General features: G+C 57.2%; 19 protein-coding genes. 6 read left to right on the top strand and 13 right to left on the bottom strand.

Annotated elements, in window-relative coordinates; translation table 11 throughout:
• Positions 1 to 2: 2 nt before the first annotated feature.
• From DHN10_RS12920 to hutI, 11 genes are all read right to left on the bottom strand, one after another.
• Positions 3 to 998: a LacI family DNA-binding transcriptional regulator gene (locus tag DHN10_RS12920; protein WP_108815768.1), complete on the bottom strand. Its 996-nt coding sequence runs from the start codon at positions 996 to 998 to the stop codon at positions 3 to 5.
• Position 999: 1 nt separating this feature from the next.
• Positions 1,000 to 1,251 (bottom strand): hypothetical protein, encoded by a 252-nt coding sequence (locus tag DHN10_RS12915; protein WP_108815767.1) that lies wholly within the window; start codon positions 1,249 to 1,251, stop codon positions 1,000 to 1,002.
• Positions 1,235 to 2,008, bottom strand: a complete 774-nt coding sequence (locus tag DHN10_RS12910; RefSeq protein WP_108815766.1) for an ATP-binding cassette domain-containing protein — start codon at positions 2,006 to 2,008, stop codon at positions 1,235 to 1,237. Before DHN10_RS12910 ends, DHN10_RS12915 begins: the two co-directional genes overlap by 17 nt.
• Before the next feature lie 13 nt (positions 2,009 to 2,021).
• Entirely contained in the window at positions 2,022 to 3,095 is a 1,074-nt protein-coding gene (locus DHN10_RS12905; RefSeq protein ID WP_108815765.1) for an ABC transporter permease, read from the bottom strand.
• Positions 3,096 to 3,180: 85 nt separating this feature from the next.
• Entirely contained in the window at positions 3,181 to 4,125 is a 945-nt protein-coding gene (locus DHN10_RS12900; protein WP_108815764.1) for a substrate-binding domain-containing protein, read from the bottom strand.
• Positions 4,126 to 4,198: 73 nt separating this feature from the next.
• On the bottom strand, positions 4,199 to 5,041 hold the full coding sequence (locus DHN10_RS12895) for a TIM barrel protein (protein WP_159086995.1): 843 nt from the start codon (positions 5,039 to 5,041) through the stop codon (positions 4,199 to 4,201).
• A gap of 93 nt (positions 5,042 to 5,134) precedes the next feature.
• Positions 5,135 to 6,655: a trimethylamine methyltransferase family protein gene (locus tag DHN10_RS12890; RefSeq protein ID WP_441338183.1), complete on the bottom strand. Its 1,521-nt coding sequence runs from the start codon at positions 6,653 to 6,655 to the stop codon at positions 5,135 to 5,137.
• Positions 6,656 to 6,755: 100 nt separating this feature from the next.
• Complete coding sequence (gene hutU / locus DHN10_RS12885; RefSeq protein ID WP_108815761.1) at positions 6,756 to 8,426, bottom strand: urocanate hydratase; 1,671 nt, start codon at positions 8,424 to 8,426, stop codon at positions 6,756 to 6,758.
• A complete protein-coding gene (gene hutG / locus DHN10_RS12880; protein WP_199910684.1) occupies positions 8,423 to 9,223 on the bottom strand; it encodes an N-formylglutamate deformylase in 801 nt (266 codons plus the stop codon). The genes hutU and hutG overlap by 4 nt, the downstream gene beginning before the upstream one ends.
• On the bottom strand, positions 9,220 to 10,764 hold the full coding sequence (gene hutH, locus DHN10_RS12875) for a histidine ammonia-lyase (protein WP_108815759.1): 1,545 nt from the start codon (positions 10,762 to 10,764) through the stop codon (positions 9,220 to 9,222). Before hutH ends, hutG begins: the two co-directional genes overlap by 4 nt.
• A complete protein-coding gene (gene hutI / locus DHN10_RS12870; RefSeq protein ID WP_108815758.1) occupies positions 10,761 to 11,954 on the bottom strand; it encodes an imidazolonepropionase in 1,194 nt (397 codons plus the stop codon). The genes hutH and hutI overlap by 4 nt, the downstream gene beginning before the upstream one ends.
• 76 nt (positions 11,955 to 12,030) lie before the next feature.
• Here hutI and DHN10_RS12865 point away from each other — a divergent pair, with 76 nt between their 5' ends.
• The 4 genes from DHN10_RS12865 (at position 12,031) to DHN10_RS12850 (ending at position 16,373) form a co-directional block, all read left to right on the top strand.
• Positions 12,031 to 13,395, top strand: coding sequence for a formimidoylglutamate deiminase (locus DHN10_RS12865; RefSeq protein WP_108816059.1), 1,365 nt, complete (start codon positions 12,031 to 12,033; stop codon positions 13,393 to 13,395).
• Positions 13,392 to 14,093, top strand: coding sequence for a GntR family transcriptional regulator (locus tag DHN10_RS12860; RefSeq protein ID WP_108815757.1), 702 nt, complete (start codon positions 13,392 to 13,394; stop codon positions 14,091 to 14,093). The genes DHN10_RS12865 and DHN10_RS12860 overlap by 4 nt, the downstream gene beginning before the upstream one ends.
• Positions 14,094 to 14,170: 77 nt before the next feature.
• Positions 14,171 to 14,983, top strand: coding sequence for a phytanoyl-CoA dioxygenase family protein (locus tag DHN10_RS12855; protein ID WP_108815756.1), 813 nt, complete (start codon positions 14,171 to 14,173; stop codon positions 14,981 to 14,983).
• Positions 14,984 to 15,080: 97 nt separating this feature from the next.
• Positions 15,081 to 16,373, top strand: coding sequence for a glycosyltransferase family 4 protein (locus DHN10_RS12850; RefSeq protein WP_108815755.1), 1,293 nt, complete (start codon positions 15,081 to 15,083; stop codon positions 16,371 to 16,373).
• On the opposite strand, the gene DHN10_RS12845 is transcribed toward DHN10_RS12850, so the two are convergent.
• Positions 16,370 to 17,317, bottom strand: coding sequence for an NAD(P)-dependent oxidoreductase (locus DHN10_RS12845; RefSeq protein WP_108815754.1), 948 nt, complete (start codon positions 17,315 to 17,317; stop codon positions 16,370 to 16,372). The genes DHN10_RS12850 and DHN10_RS12845 overlap by 4 nt on opposite strands.
• A 489-nt stretch (positions 17,318 to 17,806) precedes the next feature.
• Positions 17,807 to 18,502 carry a hypothetical protein gene (locus DHN10_RS12835; RefSeq protein WP_108815752.1) on the bottom strand — a complete coding sequence of 232 codons (696 nt, stop codon included), beginning with the start codon at positions 18,500 to 18,502 and terminating at the stop codon, positions 17,807 to 17,809.
• Between the two features lie 186 nt (positions 18,503 to 18,688).
• Between DHN10_RS12835 and DHN10_RS12830 the strand changes: the two genes are divergently transcribed.
• Both DHN10_RS12830 and DHN10_RS12825 read left to right on the top strand, forming a co-directional pair.
• On the top strand, positions 18,689 to 19,834 hold the full coding sequence (locus DHN10_RS12830; RefSeq protein WP_108815751.1) for a helix-turn-helix domain-containing protein: 1,146 nt from the start codon (positions 18,689 to 18,691) through the stop codon (positions 19,832 to 19,834).
• Positions 19,835 to 20,226: 392 nt separating this feature from the next.
• Complete coding sequence (locus tag DHN10_RS12825; RefSeq protein WP_108815750.1) at positions 20,227 to 20,505, top strand: helix-turn-helix domain-containing protein; 279 nt, start codon at positions 20,227 to 20,229, stop codon at positions 20,503 to 20,505.
• Positions 20,506 to 20,525 lie beyond the last annotated feature (20 nt).

The following is a 20,525-nucleotide window of genomic DNA, read 5'->3' as shown; positions in this document are numbered from 1 at the left end:
CCTTACGGCAGGGGCCGCAGCGTACCCCTTTCCACAATCGTACAGGCAAACAGCCGCGCCTCGGGGTAGCGGCTGTCGTCTTTCAATGAGGCCTCAATCAGCTCAATTGATGAGGCGATAATCTGTTCCACAGGGTTGCGGATCGTCGTTAGGTTGATGTTGGCCCAGCCTGCCATCTCCATATCATTCAACCCAATAATCCCAATATCCTGCGGCACGTTCAGCCCAGCATCTTCGATCGCCGAAAGTGCGCCGATGGACAGCACATCGTCACCGCAGAAATAGGCCTCTGCCGGGGTGTCTTGCAGCAAGCGCTGCATCTCCGCACGGCCTGCATCAAAGGAATAGTTGCTGGCGTAGCTAAAGGTCACTTCCACATCGGATTTGCCAATAACCTCTTCAAAACCGGCAAAGCGGTCCTGGGTCGAGGTCGCCGTTTTCGGGCCACCCAAAAACGCGACGCGGCGATAGCCGCGATCGATCAATGTCTGTCCGGCCAGACGCCCTGCCTCGATATTGTCGATGCCCAGCACGTTGACCTTGGGGGTGGCGGATTGACGGCCAAAGGAATGCACCACGGGCACGCCCGCATCCTTGAACCCTTCGGCAAATGTCGCGGGCAATGTGGATGAGGCCACGATGACACCATCGACCGAATAAGCGCGCAGCATGCGGATGGAGTTTTCGGGGTTCACCTCATCCGTCAGATTGACCAGCAGCGGGCGCAGGCCGCGCGCCTGCAGGCCTTTGGTAAAAAGGTCAAAGACTTCAAGAAAAATCGGGTTATGGAAGTTGTTCGAGACAAGCCCAATCAGCTTGGTTCGTCCGGTTGTCAGCGACGACGCCAATGCATTGGGACTGTAGCCCAGCGCATTGGCCGCCTTTTCAACCTTGGCGCGGGTTTTCTCGGAGACGGATGCGCCTTCGGTATAGGTGCGCGACACAGCAGAGCGGGAAACACCCGCGCGTTTTGCCACATCTTTCAGCGTCACCGCCACTCTAACCGCCTCCTCTTGCGTCCTCTTCGGCCTGGGCGGCCACTGCCGCCCAATCCGCTGTGTAGAACTTCCATATTGCCGTGACGCCTAGGGCAAAAAAGATCAAGGCCCAGAACGCCTCTCCGCCCGCTAATTCGACGGTCGACCACAAAATGGGAACAACGGCGGTCACCACCCTGCGCCACATCGGCAGAAAGAACGGGACCGCCAGATCGAAGAACTTCGGTTTTGGCCGATCAGGCGGCGCCTTCATATTCTGCTCCGGTTTTTGCGCCGGTGATGTATGCCACGACGTCCTGCCCGTCGGTATCCTCTTTATTGAGGTTGGCCACAATACGGCCCCGACGGAACACGATGATACGGTCCACCAGATCGAACACCTGCCGCATGTTGTGCGACACTAGGATCAGGCTTTCGCCCTGATCTTTGAGCGTGCGAATGATGTTTTCGACCTGTGCGGTCTCTTGCACACCGAGGGCGGCTGTCGGTTCGTCCATGATGGTCAGTTTCGACGCGAAGGTCGCTGTGCGGGCGATTGCCACACATTGACGCTGACCACCTGACATATTGGCGATGGTGTTACGAATATTGGGGATCTTCACGCCGGTCTTGACCAGACCGGCCATCGTATCCTCGCGCATCGATTTATAGTCCAGACGGCGAAACGGGCCGAGCCAGTTCCACATCGTCTTTTCCCGCCCCAGAAACAGGTTGTCCGGCACGTTCAGGTCATCGGCCAATGCGAGCGTTTGGAACACGGTTTCGATTCCCGCCTCGCGGGCATCGAGTGGTCCCGCAAAACTAACTTCTTCTCCGTTAAAGGTAACTGTTCCACGTGTGCGTTGTTCTACACCCGTGATCTGGCGCACGAAGGTGGATTTCCCCGCCCCGTTGTCGCCCATGATCGCCACGTGCTCACCATGCTTGAGGGTAAAATCAGCGTCCTCAAGTGCATGCACACCACCATAGTGTTTGGTCAGGCCTTTGGTTTCCAGAATGATATCTGACATTGTTCAGGTCCCCTTATGCCCGTGCCGCAGCACGTTGTTGTTGCCATTGGTCAAGTGCGACCGCACCGACGATGATCATGCCCAGAACCATTTCCTGATAGAACGCACCAAGGCGCAGGAAGGTAAAGCCAGAGGTGATCACACCGATGATCAATGCACCAATCACGGTTCCGATGATGGACCCACGCCCCCCAAAGAGCGACACGCCCCCGATCACAGCCATCGCAATGGCTTCGAGTTCGTAGGTCAGGCCCATGCCCGACTGTGCCGTCAAGTTCTTAGACGTCAGGATAACGGCGGCCAGCCCGGCCAGCATCCCTGCAATCACATAGACGAGCACTAGGTGTCGCGGCACGTTGATACCCGACATCCGCGCGGCCTGTTCGTTTGATCCGATGGCATAGGTGTGTTTGCCGTAGACGGTGTAGTTCATGATGAAGTGAAACAGCACAGCCAGCGACAGGAAGATGATCACAGGCATCATACCTGCGCCAATCTTTGTATAGGCTTCGGTCGGGAAGGACACTGGGTTGCCCAGCGACCACCACTGCGCGACGCCGCGTGCAAACAGCATCATCCCAAGCGTTGCAATGAAAGGTGGGATACGTGAATAGGCGACCAGAATACCATTCACCATTCCGGCAATGAAACCCACGCTTAGCCCCACAAAAACGGGAATGATCCAAGGCAGATCAAGCGCCCATTCGCCAAAGATCGCCTTAGGGTTTGGGCTACCGTTCACGGTGGCAACCTGTGCGAAACTCATCGCGATCATGGCCGTGGCCCCCACCACCGAGCCTGACGACAGGTCAATCCCCGCCGTGATGATCACTTGGGTCACGCCAAGAGCGATGATCCCGATAATGGCCACCTGAATGATAATGATGCGCAGGCGCGCCTCGTTGAAAATACTGTCAAAGCGGTCGTTGGTGTCAAACAGCAGGCTTTGGCCCACAAAGATCGCACCCAGCACTTCGAAAACAATAATGATCAGGATAAGTGCCCCGAACACGTTAAGCTCGTTTGGCCACTGACGTTTTGATTTGTCGAACGTCAGACCGCCGACACCATCACTATTTTCTGACATCTGCCAGATCCCTCCCTTGGGCGTGTTTTGTGTTGTGCAACAGGGGCAGTCACCCGCCCCTGTTGCGTGTTGTTATCTTACAAGCTTACTGCGTGAAGTCCGAAAGGTTGTCTGGTGTCACCAACTTGAATGGGATGAACACAGTCTTGTCGACATCGTCACCATTCGCCAGCGCGATCGCTGTTTCGATGGATCCGGCACCCTGACCTGCAAGGTCCTGGAACACTGTCACGTCCATGTCGCCAGCGGACATTGCCAGCAGCGCATCAGATGTCGCATCAACGCCACCAACGACAACGTCGTCCATGGAAATGCCCGACGCTTTCATCGCCTGAATTGCACCCAGTGCCATCTCGTCGTTGTTGCCAAAGACGGCATCGAATTCGTCACCAGACGAAAGCCAGTTTGTCATCAGGTCGTTGGCTTCGTCGCGGGACCAGTTGGCTGTCTGCTCATCAATGATGGTGATGAAGTTACACATGTCCATGCCGATCACGTCATGGAAGTCTTTTGTGCGTTGAACAGCGGCTTGGTTCGACAGTTGACCCACCAGAACATAGGCGCGCGCACCGCCGGCTTTGCCTTCAGCGCGCAGCTGACGACACATCTGGAATGCAGCCAGCGTACCGGACTCAATCTCGTTGGATGCAACAAACGCCTGACCGTCTGGCAGTGTGTCCATGTTGACAGGCTGGCGGTTGACGTAAACCAGTGGCACGCCAGCAGCGGCTGCCGCGTTTGACATCGCCTCGGTTGCGTTTGTGTCAACGGCGTTCACGATGATCGCATCAACGCCAGATGCGATGAAGTTGTTGATCTGGTCAAGCTGCTTGGCCACATCATCGGTCGCGTCTTCCATTTGCAGGCTGACGTCATCGCTTGCATCGTCAAAAGCTGTCATGCCATTGCGCATGACAGTCAGGCCGTTGTCGTCAAAACGCGCGACCGACACGCCAATTTGCATCTCTGCCATCGCGGTGGTGCCCATCATCAGGGTCGAAAGGCCAGCGGCCAAAAGGATCTTCTTCATGGTTTCCTCCCAAGGATCGTGCCCGGCGCACGGTTCATTGATACCGGGACCTCTGTCTGAGGCGATTGTTTCATCACGCCCGCCCAGCCGGAGCGCCCAGCAGTTGCGACGTGATGAATGCGAGAGACTGCGACAATGCTTCTGTCGGGTCTGTCATTTGGTGAATTTTGGGGGCGAAGGCCTCGAACGAGGCCGGGCCTTCATAGCCTGCGCCATAGAGCGCTCTGAGTTGGTCAATATTGCCCAGCCGGTCATCTGCATCGACCAGAACACGATGCGCATCCGTCATTTCGCTTGGTGACGGGGCGGGGTCAGCGACGCCAGAGATATGCACAATGGCGGTCAGCTCGGCGCAAATTTCATCGGCACCGGTCAGGAAGTGGTGAAACGTATCATGGATGATCGCAAAGCACTCTGGGCGCCCCAAGTCATCAAGAACCGCAACCACATCTTCCTTGAAACGCAAACTGCTGTTCCAGAAACCCAAAGGCTCGATCAGCCCCTTTTTTCCGTATTCTTCTAAAATCGGTTGCAAGACTGCCAGAGCTTCACGCAAGGCGTCGCGTTGCGCGCTGCGCGGCATCACATCATCGGCAACACGCGGGATCAAAACCACACCTTCGGCGCTACAGGCAGCAGCGGTCAGAACAAGCGCCTCGACGGCCTCTTGCTTATCGGCAGGGTTTTCGTTGAAGGCTTTGACCTCTGCCAAAGCCAGTATACGCTGGCCATTCGCTGCTGCGGCGCGACCAATGCTGCTGGCGTTTTCATCCTCAAATAATGCGCGGCCCAGATCATTGCGCAGCTCAACACCGACGCAATCCAACTGCGCTGCAGCACCAATGAGCTGACGCGCTGTCAGCCCAGGGGCAGTCATATGGTTTATCGCAATCGGCAGCATAGACGGTTCGGCCATTCCCTTTTCCGACTCACACTGTAGCAATCTCATTCATTTTTGCAACCGGTTGCATTATTGAATGTTTGTAGCGCACTACCAAAGATGCCCGCGTCAGCCGTGCAGGATATTGAACCGTTGCCTGATCGCCTTGTCTTGTGCGGCCGTCAGATAAGTGGGGTTATGCGTCTGCAAAATCTCGCGCACCTTGTCATGGGCAACGCTCCACGCGTCTTTTCCGCCATTTGCAGCCCAGGTGCGTGGCTCGTCCCTGTCAGCCAGCGTGGGATAGAAGTAATCCCGCTCCATCGCCGCATAAGTGTGCTGCCCGCCCAAAAAATGCCCCTCGCCCAGCACGGCCTCAACAATCGCGTCATAACCCAGGTTGTCCGCGCTCACCTCAATACCACGCAAGGCGCGGTAGGTATGCGAATGCATTTCGTCGTCGAGCACAAAGGCCTCAAAGCTTGCGCCAAGCAAAGACGCCGTCATGCCAGAGCTTTCATAGATCAGATTGCCCGCCGCCAATGCCGCCGCCAGCGATGTCAGCCCCTTTTCCATCCCGTATTGCGCGTCAATCGCCTTGGCGTCGGTCATTGAACAAGCAACCCCCGATGGCAGGCCCAGCCAGTTTGACAGCTGCGCGGATGCGGCATTCAGCACGGCCGTTTCGCCACTGCCCCCCGAAAAGGATCCTGTTCGCAGATCAATCACCAGCGGCCAGTTTGAAAACACCATCGGAAATCCGGGATGGATCGCATGCACCATCACAAGGCTAGCCAAAGTTTCGGCCAGCGATTGCGCCAGAAACCCTGCAAGCGTGGCGGGAGCTGTCGCCCCGGCCTGTGCAGCGGTAATGCATGATATCGGGATGTTGTGTTTGATGCATGCGTAAACCACGTCCACCGCATCCTCGCCAAACCGCATGGGCGAGATGATCGGGCTGATATGCGCCTTCATAAAGGGCCGCTTGGCGAATGCGCCGGGTCCGCCCGCAGCGATATCGAGCATCTCAACAATTGGGGCGACGTGTTCGGCCACGGTGAACGCTGTGGCCGTCGGTTTTGTTGTATTGGCAAGCAGCGCATAGGCCGTGTTGATGTCCAGATCATAGTTGTCCGGCACGTCCGTGGCGATGCAGCAGCGGGTGTACCAGCTGACGTTTTGCAACGTGTCCTGCAGGCGTGTGAAATTGTGCAGATCAGCCAGCGTGGACGGACGATAGGTCTGACTGTCCAAGTCCAAAGTCTGAACCGCAGCACCACCGGTGCCAAAGTGGACGCGGTTGCCGCCCACGTCGATAGAACGCGCCGCATCCCGCCCATGCAAAACAAAGGTTTTCGCCGCACTTTCAATGGCCTGACGCACCAACGCCGGGGGAAACAAGACCCGCCCTGCGCCGTCGTCAACAGCCCCTGCCCTGACCAGATCGGCCATCAGGTTGTCAGGGACTTCACCCAAACCGAGGTTTTCCAGCAGCCTCAGGGTTGTTTGAAAGATATCATTAAGGTCGGCATCCGACAGCGGCTTGTACGCGCCCCCGATCTGACCCGGCGGGCAAGGATCAACTGCAGGCTTGGCTGCGCGTTTCGCCAATCGCGCCTTGCGCCCGCCCCGGATCATGCGTTCTGACAAATGCTATCGTCCTTTTGTTGAACCTCACGAAAGGACGATAGCGGTGGTTTGGCGATGTGGCACTTAGAATCTGCGAGCCGTATCCATCAGCCCGCCGTCATCACTTGTTCAGAATGCCCGGCAAGTCCAACCCTTGTTCGCGCGCGCAATCCAACGCGATGTCATAGCCTGCATCGGCGTGTCGCATGACACCTGTCGCAGGATCGTTCCACAGGACGTTGGCAATGCGGCGGTCTGCATCCTCGGTCCCGTCGCAACAGATCACCATCCCGGAATGCTGCGAGAACCCCATGCCAACACCGCCGCCGTGATGCAGTGATACCCATGTGGCGCCACCGGCCACGTTCAACATGGCGTTTAGAAGTGGCCAATCGCTTACTGCGTCAGAGCCGTCTTTCATTGCCTCTGTCTCTCGGTTTGGGGAGGCCACCGAACCGCTGTCGAGATGGTCGCGACCGATCACCACTGGCGCGCTCAACTCGCCCGTGCGCACCATCTCGTTAAAGGCAAGACCCAGTTTATCCCGCAGCCCCAAACCGACCCAGCAAATCCGTGCAGGCAGACCCTGAAACGCGATGCGTTCGCGCGCCATATCAAGCCAGTTGTGCAGATGCGGATCATCGATCAGCTCTTTGACCTTCTGATCGGTTTTGTAGATGTCCTCAGGATCGCCAGACAAGGCACACCAGCGGAATGGGCCGATGCCACGACAGAACAGCGGGCGGATGTAAGCAGGCACAAATCCCGGAAAGGCAAAGGCGTTCTCAAGCCCTTCTTCCAGTGCCACCTGCCGGATGTTGTTGCCATAATCCAGCGTCGGCACGTCCGCGTTCCAGAAATCAACCATTGCTGCAACTTGGATCTTCATGGATGCCCGTGCCGCGGCTTCGACCGCCGCAGGATCGCTTTCCTGCTTGGCACGCCATTCCGCAACGCTCCATCCTTGTGGCAAATACCCATGGATGGGGTCATGCGCGCTGGTCTGGTCGGTCACGATATCAGGGCGGATGCCGCGCTTGACCAGTTCGGGAAAGACGTCGGCGGCATTGCCGATCAGAGCGACCGACTTTGCCTCGCCTGCCTTGGTCCATGCGTCAATCATGGCCAATGCTTCATCAAGGCTATCGGTTTTTTCGTCCACATAGCGCGTGCGCAGCCGGAAGTCAGCGCGGATTTCGTCACATTCGACGGCCAGACAGCAGGCCCCAGCCATCACAGCAGCCAGCGGTTGTGCGCCGCCCATACCACCAAGCCCCCCGGTGAGGATCCAGCGCCCCTTGAGGTTGCCATCATAGTGCTGACGGCCCGCCTCCATGAAGGTTTCATAGGTGCCTTGCACGATCCCTTGGGTGCCGATGTAAATCCATGACCCGGCGGTCATCTGACCGTACATCGCGAGGCCCATTTTATCGAGCTCGTTGAAATGATCCCAAGTGGCCCAATGCGGCACCAGATTGGAATTTGCGATCAGGACGCGCGGGGCGTCTTTGTGGGTCTTGAATACGCCGACAGGTTTGCCGGATTGCACCAAAAGCGTCTGATCTTCGTTCAAGTCCTTGAGGCTGGCGACAATCGCGTCAAAGTCTTCCCAGGTCCGCGCTGCACGTCCGATCCCACCATAGACCACCAGTTCATGTGGGTTTTCGGCAACGTCGGGATGCAGGTTGTTCATCAGCATTCGCATGGGCGCTTCGGTCAGCCAGCTTTTGGTTGAAATCTTAGGTCCGGTTGGCGGAAAGATGTCGCGCGTATTGTGGCGTGGGTTGGTCATTTTGAACCTCTCAGACGTGGCGCAAGTGCGGCAAGATGTGTCAGGATTGATGTCAAATGCACGCGGACGGCATCCGCTTTGGCGGTGTCGTAGTGCCAAGGGGGCCCTTCGCTGCGCAGATAAGTCGATTGGGCCAGTTCCATCTGGATCGCATGGATGTTGTCGGACGGCTGGCCGTAGTGCCTTGTGGTCCATCCGCCCTTGAAGCGGCCATTGTTGGTTGTGCTGTATCCCTGCGCCTGTTCGCAGAGCTGCGTCACTGCCTGTTCGATCATAGGATCGCAGGTGGTGCCCAGATTGGTCCCAATGTTGAAATCCGGCAGGGTGCCGTCGAACAGAAACGGTATCTGCGAGCGGATGGAATGGCAGTCGTAAAGGATCGCTGCGCCATGGCGCGCGCGGACCCGTGCAAGCTCGGCCTTTAGGGCGGCATGATAGGGCGCATGGAAGGTCTGCTGGCGTGCGGTCACATCATCATCCGTGGGCGCTTGGGCCCAAATCGCCTTACCGTCGAAGTCAGTCAGCGGCACGAGGCCCGTTGTATTTTGCCCGGGATAAAGGCTGTTACCTTCGGGATCACGATTGGCGTCGATGACATAGCGATGAAAGGTGGCTCGGACAGTTGTGATATCTGGCACAAGCCCCTGATGTAACTGATCTATGTGCCAGTCTGTATCGGCAAGCGCGCGACCCGTCGCATTCAACTTGGCGGCAACATCATCGGGCACAAATGTCCCTGTGTGCGGCAATCCCAGCACGATCGGGCTATCGCCTTGCTGTATTTCAACCGGCGTCACCATGCGGTTTGCCCTTTGACAAAACCGGGCAGAGCGACAGCATCAATCAGGCGCTGATCCGCGATCATCTCTGCGGCACTTTCCAGCGTGGGGGCCATATAGCGATCTTCGGCCAATGCGGGCACTTCGGTCCGGATCACGTCGATGACAGATTTTAGGTTCGCGCTGGTTTGCAGTGGCGCCCGAAAGCCAATGCCCTGCGCCCCGCAAATCGCCTCAACCCCCAAAATCACATTCAGATTCGCGTTCATTCTGGCCAGACGCCGGGCGGCATGCGCGGCCATGCTCACGTGATCCTCTTGGTTGGCAGAGGTCGGTGTGCTGTCGGTGGTGCAAGGATTTGCCAGATGCTTGTTCTCGCTCATCAACGCCGCCGTTGTGACCTCGGCTATCATCAGGCCAGAGTTGAGGCCGGGATCAGGCGTCAGAAACGGCGGCAAATCGAAGGATAGCGTCGGATCAACCATCAAGGCCACGCGGCGCTGTGCAATGGCCCCGATCTCAGAGACAGCAATCGCAATCTGATCAGCGGCAAAGCCGACTGGCTCTGCATGGAAATTCCCGCCCGAGACGATCAACCCATCCTCGACCAGCACAAGCGGGTTGTCGGTAACGGCGTTCGCCTCGACCTCTAGCGTGCGCCCGGCGAAATGGAGCAAATCCATAGCGGCACCAGTGACTTGCGGCTGGCAGCGGATGCAATATGGGTCCTGCACGCGGGTGTCGCCTTCGCGGTGGCTTTCGCGGATTTCTGACCCATCCATCAAGGCCCGCTGCGCCCGTGCGACTGCAATCTGGCCGGCATGGCCGCGCAATGTATGGATGGCGTCTTGCAAAGGCGCTGTAGAGCCCATGATAGCATCAGTTGACAGCGCGCATGTCACGACACTGGCTGCCGCGTTTGACCACGCCCCCCAAAGCCCAACCAGTGCACAGGCGGTTGAAAACTGCGTGCCATTGATCAGGGCGAGCCCTTCTTTCGGGCCAAGTGCAATCGGGTGAAGCCCCGCCTTCGCCATGGCAGCGTCAGAGCGCATGCGCGCGCCCGCAAACATCGCTTCGCCTTCGCCAATCATTGTGGCCGCCATATGCGCCAACGGGGCAAGATCACCGGATGCACCGACTGACCCCTGCGAGGGAATGACAGGGGTGACACCCTTTTCCAGCATCTTCTGGATCAAGTTGACCGTTGTCATCGCCACACCAGACGCCCCACGCCCGAGCGATAGCAGTTTCAGCACCATCATCAGCCGCGTGGTTGCAACATCCAGCGGGTCGCCCACGCCGCAGCAATGCGACAGGATCAGGTTGCGTTGCAGGGTTGCTGTGTCCTGCGCTGCGATCTTGACGCTGGCGAGTTTGCCAAAGCCGGTATTGACGCCATAAATCGCGTCCTCTCCTGCGGCTGCCTGTGCGACAAGGGCCGCCGCGGCGGTGATCCCATCATGTGCGGCAGGGTCAAGCACAGCAGCGCGTTCATTTCGCCAGATATCGTGAAGTTGGGCCAATGTCGCCGTGCCGGGGATGAGTGTGATTGTCATTGTGCGCCTTGAAAAATGCGTGAATGCAAAGGGTTGAACCCGATGCGGTAAGAAAGTTCTGCGGGGTGGGCAGCGTCCCAGATGCACAGGTCCGCCAGCGCACCGGGTTTGATTGACCCACGGTCGGTCGCGCCCAACGCCTGCGCTGCATGGCGGGTGACGCCCAACAGCGCTTCTAGCGGGGTCATGCGAAACAGCGTGCAACCCATGTTCATCGTCAGCAATAGCGAGGTCAGCGGTGACGATCCGGGGTTGCAATCGGTGGCCAGGGCCATCGGAACCCCATGTTTGCGAAAGGCATCAATTGGCGGCAGTTGCGTTTCGCGCAGCGTATAGAATGCACCGGGCAGAATGACCGCTACGGTCCCGGATTGTGCCAGTGCGGCAGCATCCGCGTCAGTAGCATATTCAAGATGATCCACAGACAAGGCGCCATAGCGTGCGGCTAATTGTGTCCCGCCGATGTTGGACAGTTGCTCTGCATGGAGTTTGACCGGCAGGCCCAAAGCACGGGCCGCATCAAAAACGCGGGCAATCTGTGCAGCATCAAAAGCAATGCCTTCACAAAACCCATCCACCGCATCAACCAACCCTTCCGCATTGGCGACTTGCAGCGCCGGAATGCAAACTTCGTCAATATAGGCCTCCGGGCGACCAGCATATTCGGGCGGCACCGCATGCGCGCCCAGAAAGCTGGTGCACACATGAATGGGACGGCAGGTGCCAATGGCCCGCGCCACCCGCAGCATCTTGCGTTCGGTATCGCGGTCCAGCCCATAGCCGGACTTGACCTCTAGCAGGGTCACTCCTTCGGCGATCATCGCGTCAACGCGGGTCAATGCTTCTTTTAGCAGCTCTGCTTCGGTTGCATCCCGTGTGGCGGTTACGGTTGAAACGATGCCGCCACCTGCTTTGGCGATCTCTTCATAGCTGGCGCCGTTCAGGCGCTGCTCGAACTCTGCCGCGCGGTTGCCGCCAAAGACCACATGACTGTGACAGTCGATCAAAGCTGGTGTGATCAACCGGCGCGCAACATCCTGCACCAAATCGCTTTGGTACTGTGTTGGCAGGTCCTTGGCTGCGCCGACCCAGACAATCCTGTTGCCTTCTATCGCAATTGCCCCATCCGCGATCAGGCCAAAGCTGTCCTGATCAGTCAACGTCGCGACGGTTGCGTTTGTCAAAATCATCGAAGCGACTCACTTGATTAATCATGTATTTAATAATATTAAGTATATACATATTAATCTGTCAACAAAGGCAATGATGAAAAAGATATGGGCACGGCACGCGTTGCTACCACAGGGTTGGGCGCAGAATGTCTTGATAAAGATTGATGCAAACGGGCGGCTCGGCACGGTCACGCCAGATGCGCCTGAGCAGGGTGAAACGCGGGGTTGCGTGCTCCCTGCCCCGGTCAATGTGCATTCGCATGGGTTCCAGCGCGCCATGGCTGGCCTGACCGAGGCACGCGGACCCAATGCCAATGATACGTTCTGGACATGGCGGCAATTGATGTTCCGGTTTTTGGACCGACTGACGCCAAAGCATATCGAAGCGATCACCGCGCTGGTGCAGATGGAAATGCTCGAAGCGGGTTATGCCACGAATGCTGAATTCCACTACTTGCACCATCAACCCGGCGGTGTGCCCTATGACAATCTGGCAGAAACCTCAGAGCGGGTCGCGGCTGCAGCAGCACAGACCGGGATCGGGCTGTGCCTGTTGCCTGTCCACTATCAGTTTGGGGGATGCGATGGGCGCGGGCTGGCCGATGGTCAGGTGCGTTTTGGCAATGACCTTGAGCGCTTTCAGTTGCTGCATGATGCGGCCGCGAAGACGCTTCAGACCCTCCCTGCGGATACAGCCATCGGTGTGGCTCCCCATTCGCTGCGGGCCGTGGCACGGGATGATTTGCGCGCATATGGCACGCTGTTTCCTTCTGGTCCGATCCATATGCATTTGGCTGAACAACTGCCCGAGGTCGATGAGGTGCAGCAGCAGTGGGGCGCGCGGCCTGTGGACTGGGCGCTTGATCACATGGGGCTGGATGCCCGCTGGTGCCTGATCCATTGCACGCAAATGACGCCAGATGAAACAACGCGCCTTGCGCAAACTGGCGCTGTTGCGGGCCTGTGCCCAATCACCGAAAGCAGCCTTGGCGATGGCATCTTTGACGGTATCCGCTGGATGGCAAGCGATGGTAAAATCGCAATTGGGTCTGACAGCAACATCCGCATCGCCCTGTCTGAGGAACTGCGCACGCTGGAGTACTCGCAGCGTCTGCGCGACAACAGCCGTGCGGCCTTTGCAACACCGGATCATGCCACGGGACGCCGGTTGTTCGATGCGATGCTGGCGGGAGGTGCGGCGGCAACGGGCCGTCAAACCGGAGCGATTACGCCGGGTCACTGGGCGGATCTGATGAGCCTCGATGATACCTCTGTTCACCTTGCTGGGCGCAGTGAGGACACCGCGCTGGACAGCTGGATATTTGCAGGCGACGACAGCCTCGTGACAGATGTTTGGTCCGCCGGTCGTCACATGGTACAGAACGGCAGACACATTCACCGTGCGGCGATCACCGACGCCTACCGCCGCACAATCCACGACCTGAAGGACGCGATTTGACCAAACCCCAATTCCGCAGTTGGCAAAGCGTTCAGGAAGAGGTTCTGCGCCGCATCCACGCCCGCGAATGGACACCCGGCGCATTGATACCCAATGAGGCTGATCTGGCCGAAGAGTTCGGCTGTTCAAGGGCCACGGTCAACCGGGCGCTGCGTACCCTTGCCGAAACCGGCCTTTTGGACCGCCGCCGCAAGGCAGGCACCCGCGTCGCGGCACAACCCGTTGCCAAGGCCACGCTGGATATCTCTGTCATTCGCATGGACGTCGAAGCACGCGGCCAGCGGTACGACCACCAGTTGACCGACCGCGCAACCACCCGTCCCCCCATGGCAGTGAGTGCCGCCATGCAAGCGCCAACCACATCAGATATGCTCTTTCTCAAAGCGCTGCATCTGGCCGATGGACAGCCCTATGCGCTAGAGGATCGGTGGGTCAATCTGGAGGTCGTGCCAGAGGCGTCGGAGGAACGATTTGACGCGATCAGCAGCAACGAATGGCTGCTCCGGCATGCACCCTACACCCATGGCGACATCGCATTTTCCGCCGCCAATGCAACCGAGGGCGAAGCGCAGGCCTTGGGCTGTGCGCCCGGTGCGGCCTTGTTCATCATTGACCGTCTGACATGGAACCGCAGCAAGGCGGTGACCAAAGTACGGATTGTGTTTGCGCCCGGCCATCAAATGCGAACAGTGCTTTAACGCATCATGAGATAGAGAAGCCATCTTGGGAACTGGTCCGCAAGATCATACGAACCGAAAAAAGGAGCGCCATAGCCATGCACCCACTTATCACGCAAGCGCATGTTGATACCTTCCAAGCGGACGGTGTCGTCCTGATCAAAGGTCTGTTCGCCGGCCATGTGGAGACGCTCCGCCACGGGATCGAGCGTAACATGAACGAACCCGGCCCTTACGCAGCCGAGAACCTCAAGGAAGGCGAAGGGGGGCGGTTCTTTGATGACTACTGCAACTGGACCCGTATCCCTGAGTTTCAGCAGGTAATCGAAAGCTCGCCCGCCGCAGAGGTTGCCGCAGACCTGATGAAATCTGACCGCGTTCAAATGTTCCACGATCATGTGCTGGTCAAGGAACCCGGCACGTCAAAGCCGACCCCTTGGCATCAAGACGGCCCCTATTACTTTGTTGAGGGCACACAAAACGTCAGCTTCTGGTCCCCGATGGATTCGGTCACTGATGCCAGCCTGCGCTGCGTGGCGGGCAGCCATGCCTGGCCCAAGCCGGTTCTGCCAAAGCGGTGGCTGGCAGATACCAGCTTTTTCCCTAATGAAGACGACTACATGCCGGTGCCTGATCCCGATGCCGAAGGCATGGACATTAAGGAATGGACCATGGCGCCCGGTGATGCCGTCGCATTCAACTATGCAACCCTGCACGGGGCGCGTGGCAACACATCTAAGGCCCGTCGCCGCGCGTTTTCATTGCGCCTTGTGGGGGACGATGCGCGGTATGTAGAGCGGCCGGGGCCGACGTCACCGCCGTTTCCGGGCCATGATATGCAACCAGGGCAGCCACTGCGCGAAGATTGGTTTCCTGTGATCTATCAACGCTCAGGTTTACCGCCCCGCTAGGGGTGGATATCGCACGCCACTTTACAGTCCTTGCTGTTGCGCAACCAGCGCGATAGCGTCCCGTCAACTCTCCTCGTGGTCCCAACGCAGTCACCTGATGCAAACCAAACCCCGTGTCCTCGTCATTGCAGAAGCCGCCAACCCTGAATGGGTGAGCGTGCCTCTGATCGGTTGGCTTCATAGTGAGGCCTTGCGCGCCGTCGCAGATGTGCATGTCGTCACGCAGGCCCGCAACCGCGCGGCATTTCTTAAGGCTGGCAGGGTCGAGGGCGAAGATTTCACCGCAATCGACACAGAATGGCTCGAAGCGCCTGCCGTGGGTGTGGCCAATAAACTGCGTGGCGACGCTGGCAAGGGTTGGACGACGTTACAGACGTTCCAGTCCATGACCTATCCCTATTTTGAACGGTTGGTCTGGCGCAAGTTCAAGGATCAGCTACGTGCCGGGGCCTTCGATATTGTGCATCGGATCACCCCGATGAGCCCGACTTCGCACTCAACCATTGCACGCAAATGTGCCAAGATCGACGTGCCCTTCGTGCTGGGCCCGATCAACGGCGGCTTGCCCTGGCCCAAGGGGTTTGGGGCAGAACGACGGCGCGAGCGTGAATACATGTCGTATATCCGCAGCGCCCATCGGCTTGCCCCCGGATATAGGCGTATGCTGGATGCGGCGAGCGCGATCATTGTGGGATCCAGTGCGACCGCTTCTGAAATCCCTTCAAATTTGACACAGAAGACCATCCAGATTTCGGAAAGTGCCGTAGATATTGACCGCTTCTCACTCTCCCCAAAAGAGGGGCTCAGCACACCGCTACGCGCCTGTTTTGTCGGCCGCATGGTGCCCTACAAGGGGCCTGACATACTGCTAAGGGCCGCTGCCCCGCTGTTGCGCGAGGGCCGCCTGCATATTGATCTGATCGGCGACGGCCCCTTGATGCCGACGCTCAACGAAATCATAGCAAGTGAGGGTATCGCAGAGGCCGTTACACTGCATGGTTGGGTGCCGCATGAAAACCTGCAATCCACCGCGATTGCGTCGGATATCTTTGCGTTCCCAAGCGTGCGCGAATTCGGCGGCACCTCGATCCTTGAAATGATGGCGATTGGCCTTGTTCCGGTGATCGTCGATTATGGGGGGCCGGGCGACAATATTCCGCCGGACCTTGGGTTCAAACTGCCGCTGAGCACACGGGATCAACTGATCACCGACCTGCGCGCGACGCTGACAGGGATTGCAGATGATCCCGCCCAGCTATTAGCGCTGCGCGAGAAAGGGCAACGCTGGATACACCAGACATTTACCTGGCCCCGGCGCGCCGAGCAGATCAACGATATCTATCAATGGGTACTGGGCAACCGCGACAGCAAGCCCGCACCGTTTGGTTAAAGCCCTGTTGGCGTGACCTCGTAACCGGGTTCTTCGGGTTCGTCGTCTGCCATCTCGGGGGGGAAGCCGGGCGCACGGATATCAAGGCCTGTGGCGTCTTCCAGACGGCGAATGATATTGGGCGAAAGTTCCCGGTCACCGTAGCGTGCAATCCCGTCCTCGAAAATCTTGCAGATCAGCGGTGAGACCTCCAAGGGCACATTGTTGCGCTCGGCGATTTCTTGAAACAGGCCGATGTCCTTCTTTACCAGATCCATCGTAAATGAGATATCGCGCGAACCATTCAGAATGACCTGACTTTCAGTGACATGGCTAAACGAGGTGCCCGAAGAAATGGCGATGGCTTCATAAGCGGTATTAAGGTCCATGCCCGCGGCTTTGGCCGTGACCAACGCTTCGGCATTGGCAACAAGGTGGACAGTCGCAAGATAGTTGGTCAGCACCTTGAGCATCGAAGCCGAACCCAGATCGCCCGTGTGCAGCACACGGCGCCCAAGCGTCGTCAGCAAAGGCAGGATCCGTTCAAAGGTGGCCCGATCACAGCCTGCAAAAATCGAGATATTGCCAGTATCGGCCCGGTGACAGCCCCCTGAAACCGGACAATCCACTGCTGCGCCGCCCGCTGCGATCACCAGACCGCCCAGGCGCTCTGCCTCGGCCTGATCGGTGGTCGACATTTCCATCCAGATCTTACTTGCGTCGATCTCTGGCAGCATTTCTTGCATGACCGCATCCGATGCCGCAGGCGACGGCAAACAGGTAATCACCACATCACAATCGCGCATCATCTGAGCGGGGCTTTCGCCTGCCTTGGCACCATCAGCGACTTTCTGCGCCACCAAATCACCATTCAAATCATGAACCGTCAGATCATGCCCGTTACGCAGCAGGCTGCCGCTGAGTTTCCCACCGACATTGCCAAGGCCGATAAATCCTATTTTCATTGTTCAGAGTCCTGTTGCTGAAAGAAGTTGTAGACGACGTCGCCATCCGCCGAGGTGACGACGAAAAACACCGTCGAGGTGTGACAGAGTAGCCGCAAGCGTCCATATGCCAGAGTATGAGCAGTGTCTGGCACGATGTCATTTGAATTCATCATGTAAAAAAAGCGCTGCCAACCCGATGACATCTGTCTGACGTCAGCGCCCTTGAAAACAAACACCTACGGCGAGTGTGGCGACTGTTACCGTGTTTGTATTGATATCCGTCAATACTGATGGAAAGCGCTTCGAGGCATTGTTGTTCGAATGGAGGGCTTTGTTGAAAAGAACGGCTATGTTGTACCACCGGGTGATGGGACTAACCGTTTAAATCAGCGTGATAGCTGTAGGCCTGTGCAGTTGCCCCCCAAGAAATACTAGATCAAGAATTGGTCGCCTCACAATGACAGTTTGAAGCAACGCGGACCGTTATCGCCCGAAATGGTTTGGACGCTAAGGCCGCGTCGGGAGCGGACGGCGCGCCCTTCCAAACAGGATACGGAAAAGCCAAAACAGCATCAGCAGGATAATTGTCAGTTCGGGAAGCGATAGAATGCCGCTATCACGCACGACCTCGGGAAAGATGCCCGCACCCGGCCCCGTGAATGCAGAGCCCGCGGCGATGAAAAATCCGATACACATACGCCACAAGTGCTGGGCGATCCGATGTCTGTCAGACAGGGTCTTGCGCAAGAGCACCGCAAGATCGTTGATGAAGGCCACGCCCGCGATACCCGCCAGAAAAAAGTAGTCGGTCGCAGCAAATCCACGCAAAATCTGATCTGGTAAGGTCAGCGCGAAAACTCCGGCGGCAACCAAGCCCATGGTATTCAGAAAGTTAATACATCCCAAGACAACGAATGGAGCACCGAGATGCCCGTTCTGCGCCCTTGCAAGCAACCACCCAGTTATGACCAAGGTCATCCCCAGCACGCCCGCATGGAAAGTAATGTAGAAGGTTTCAAACTTGATCAGCCCAAGGGCCGCGCCGAGAAATGACGACAAGCCCATCGCTGCGGTAAACACGCGGCCAGCGTTGACATGGGACGCTGCACCTTTTCGGACGGCGAAGGTGATGGCCCCCATCAAAACGGCGATGGTTCCGGATGCGATGTGGGCGACGGTGATCATGGTGACAAGAATAAACATTAGGGTTCTCTACAGTTGTGGCCGAACATCTGATGGCCGTGAAATTTAAACCCTCTCTGACCCAGAAATTTTGGTTTTTCGTCCGCGCGGGACGGCGCGTACCATTTCAACTGTCCGGAGTGGCATTTCGTACAATGATGTTGGTAGAGCATTGATGCCGGTAAAGAACTGAGCCTATCAATCTACATGCATACAGATGGAATCATCCCCCTTTCTGCCGCCTGCTTGGGTATCGCGCTGGCAGGCGCAATGGCAGCGGTACGCGGCACGCAAGACAGGCTTGCAAGTTTTTATCTCTCGCTGGTCTTTGGTGTGTTTGCCGGCATCGTTTCAATGCCGCTCGTATTTACATACGCCCCCTCGATTTACGGGTTTTACTTACCAGCCGTTCTGGTGCTGCTGCTCATTCTCCCCCCCGCAGTCTTCTATTATGTGGGTGCAAAGACGACCGAACTCCGGCCTTCGACGATACGTTGGCGCGACATCGTTTTGCCGGTTGTGGGCGGCGTGGTCATGATCGGCTATTGGTTCCAGCCCGCTGCTAACAAATCTGCGATGTTCATTGCGGGTGAGCTGCCAGCGGGGATTATACCTTCAACGCTGGTTCTGGTCACGTTCATCCTGATTTTCTGCTGGGTCGTTTCATCGTGTCTGTATCTCGTCGCGACACTTCGACGGTTGCACAAATACCGGTCTGAACTCCGGTCGCTTTATTCTAACCTTGAAGATCGCGAATTGCGTTGGCTGGACTGGTTTGTGGTGTCCCTTGTTGCCCTATGGGCCGCGACCGCATTCACTTTTGTTGCAGATAACACAGGGTTTGATCGTCTCGTTGTTAAGGAGCTCATTTGCGTCCTGACAGCCTGCCTGCTGTTATTCGTTATGGCCTTTGCATCGATAGAAACACCAGAAACGGAGATCGAAGAACATGCGCCGTCAAACGACCCGTCGGAGCCGAAGTATGCGCGATCTGCTTTGACAGAAGCACACGCGGAACAGCTTGCAACGCGGATTAGAGCGGCAATGACACAGGATGCGCTATACCTTGATCCGAACCTTTCCTTGCAAAAGCTATCCCGCCATGTGGGCGCTTTACCCAATCAAATTTCGCAAACGCTCAATGAGCAAATGGGGTCAACGTTCTTTGACTATATTGCGCATCACCGGATTGAGGCCGCAAAACCGCTTATTTTTGAGGGTGAGGCATCGACATTGACGGTGTCATTGGATGTTGGTTTCAACTCGCGCTCGACATTCTACAAAGCGTTCAAGCGGGAAACGGGCATGACGCCCAAGGCCTATCGGGACGCAGCAAGCCAGCCAAGGGATTGAAAAGCCGTGCGCGCGGAGCAGCCACCAATCTTACTGATTTATGTGCGTCTCGTTGCCGTGCGCGCTGGCTCTAAGTATTGCTGACACTGCGAGCCCACGCAGCACGAAATCAAAAGGCCCGATCTGGGCTCTCGGCTGCCGTCGGAGGCATTGCAGCATCTGCCCGAACTTCTGCACCAAAATCCCTCACGATCAAGACATCGCTGTTCTCAACCGCAACACAGCTCCTGGCATACCTATCACTGAACCCTTAGGCTGAAGCCGTCAAATGTAAGGGGAAGAAGGTCCTTCACCCGGTTCGTGCAACAAAGCCCCCATTGGGATTAAACTAAGAAATTTATGGGCCTGCATTATGCCTAGAAAGCTAGGGCAACACTTGATAGTTGATTCCAATGACAAACCAATTGCACATCAAAAGTGATCGCCTCAAAGCCATTCGTAGAGGCCGGAAAATCGGGCGACCAAAACTGGCAAAATTGTCGGGCCTTACCGAGCGAATGCTAGCTAAAATTGAAGCAGAGACCCAGTCTTCTCTGCCGCAATCGACCGTCGCAAAGCTCTCGGTCGCACTTCAAGTGCCGGAGTTGACGCTCACAGGTGATTTTCCGCTGAGTGAAGAAGACGTAAAACCTGTTAAGAAATCTCAATGCACGAGTGGTTGCTGTAGTTAACGGCCCTTAGCGGACTTTGA

Source organism: Loktanella sp. Alg231-35 (genome assembly GCF_900143545.1).
GTDB lineage: Bacteria > Pseudomonadota > Alphaproteobacteria > Rhodobacterales > Rhodobacteraceae > Yoonia.
The sequence above is the reverse complement of the archived record's forward strand: the minus strand, read 5'-3'. Positions and strand labels throughout refer to the sequence as shown.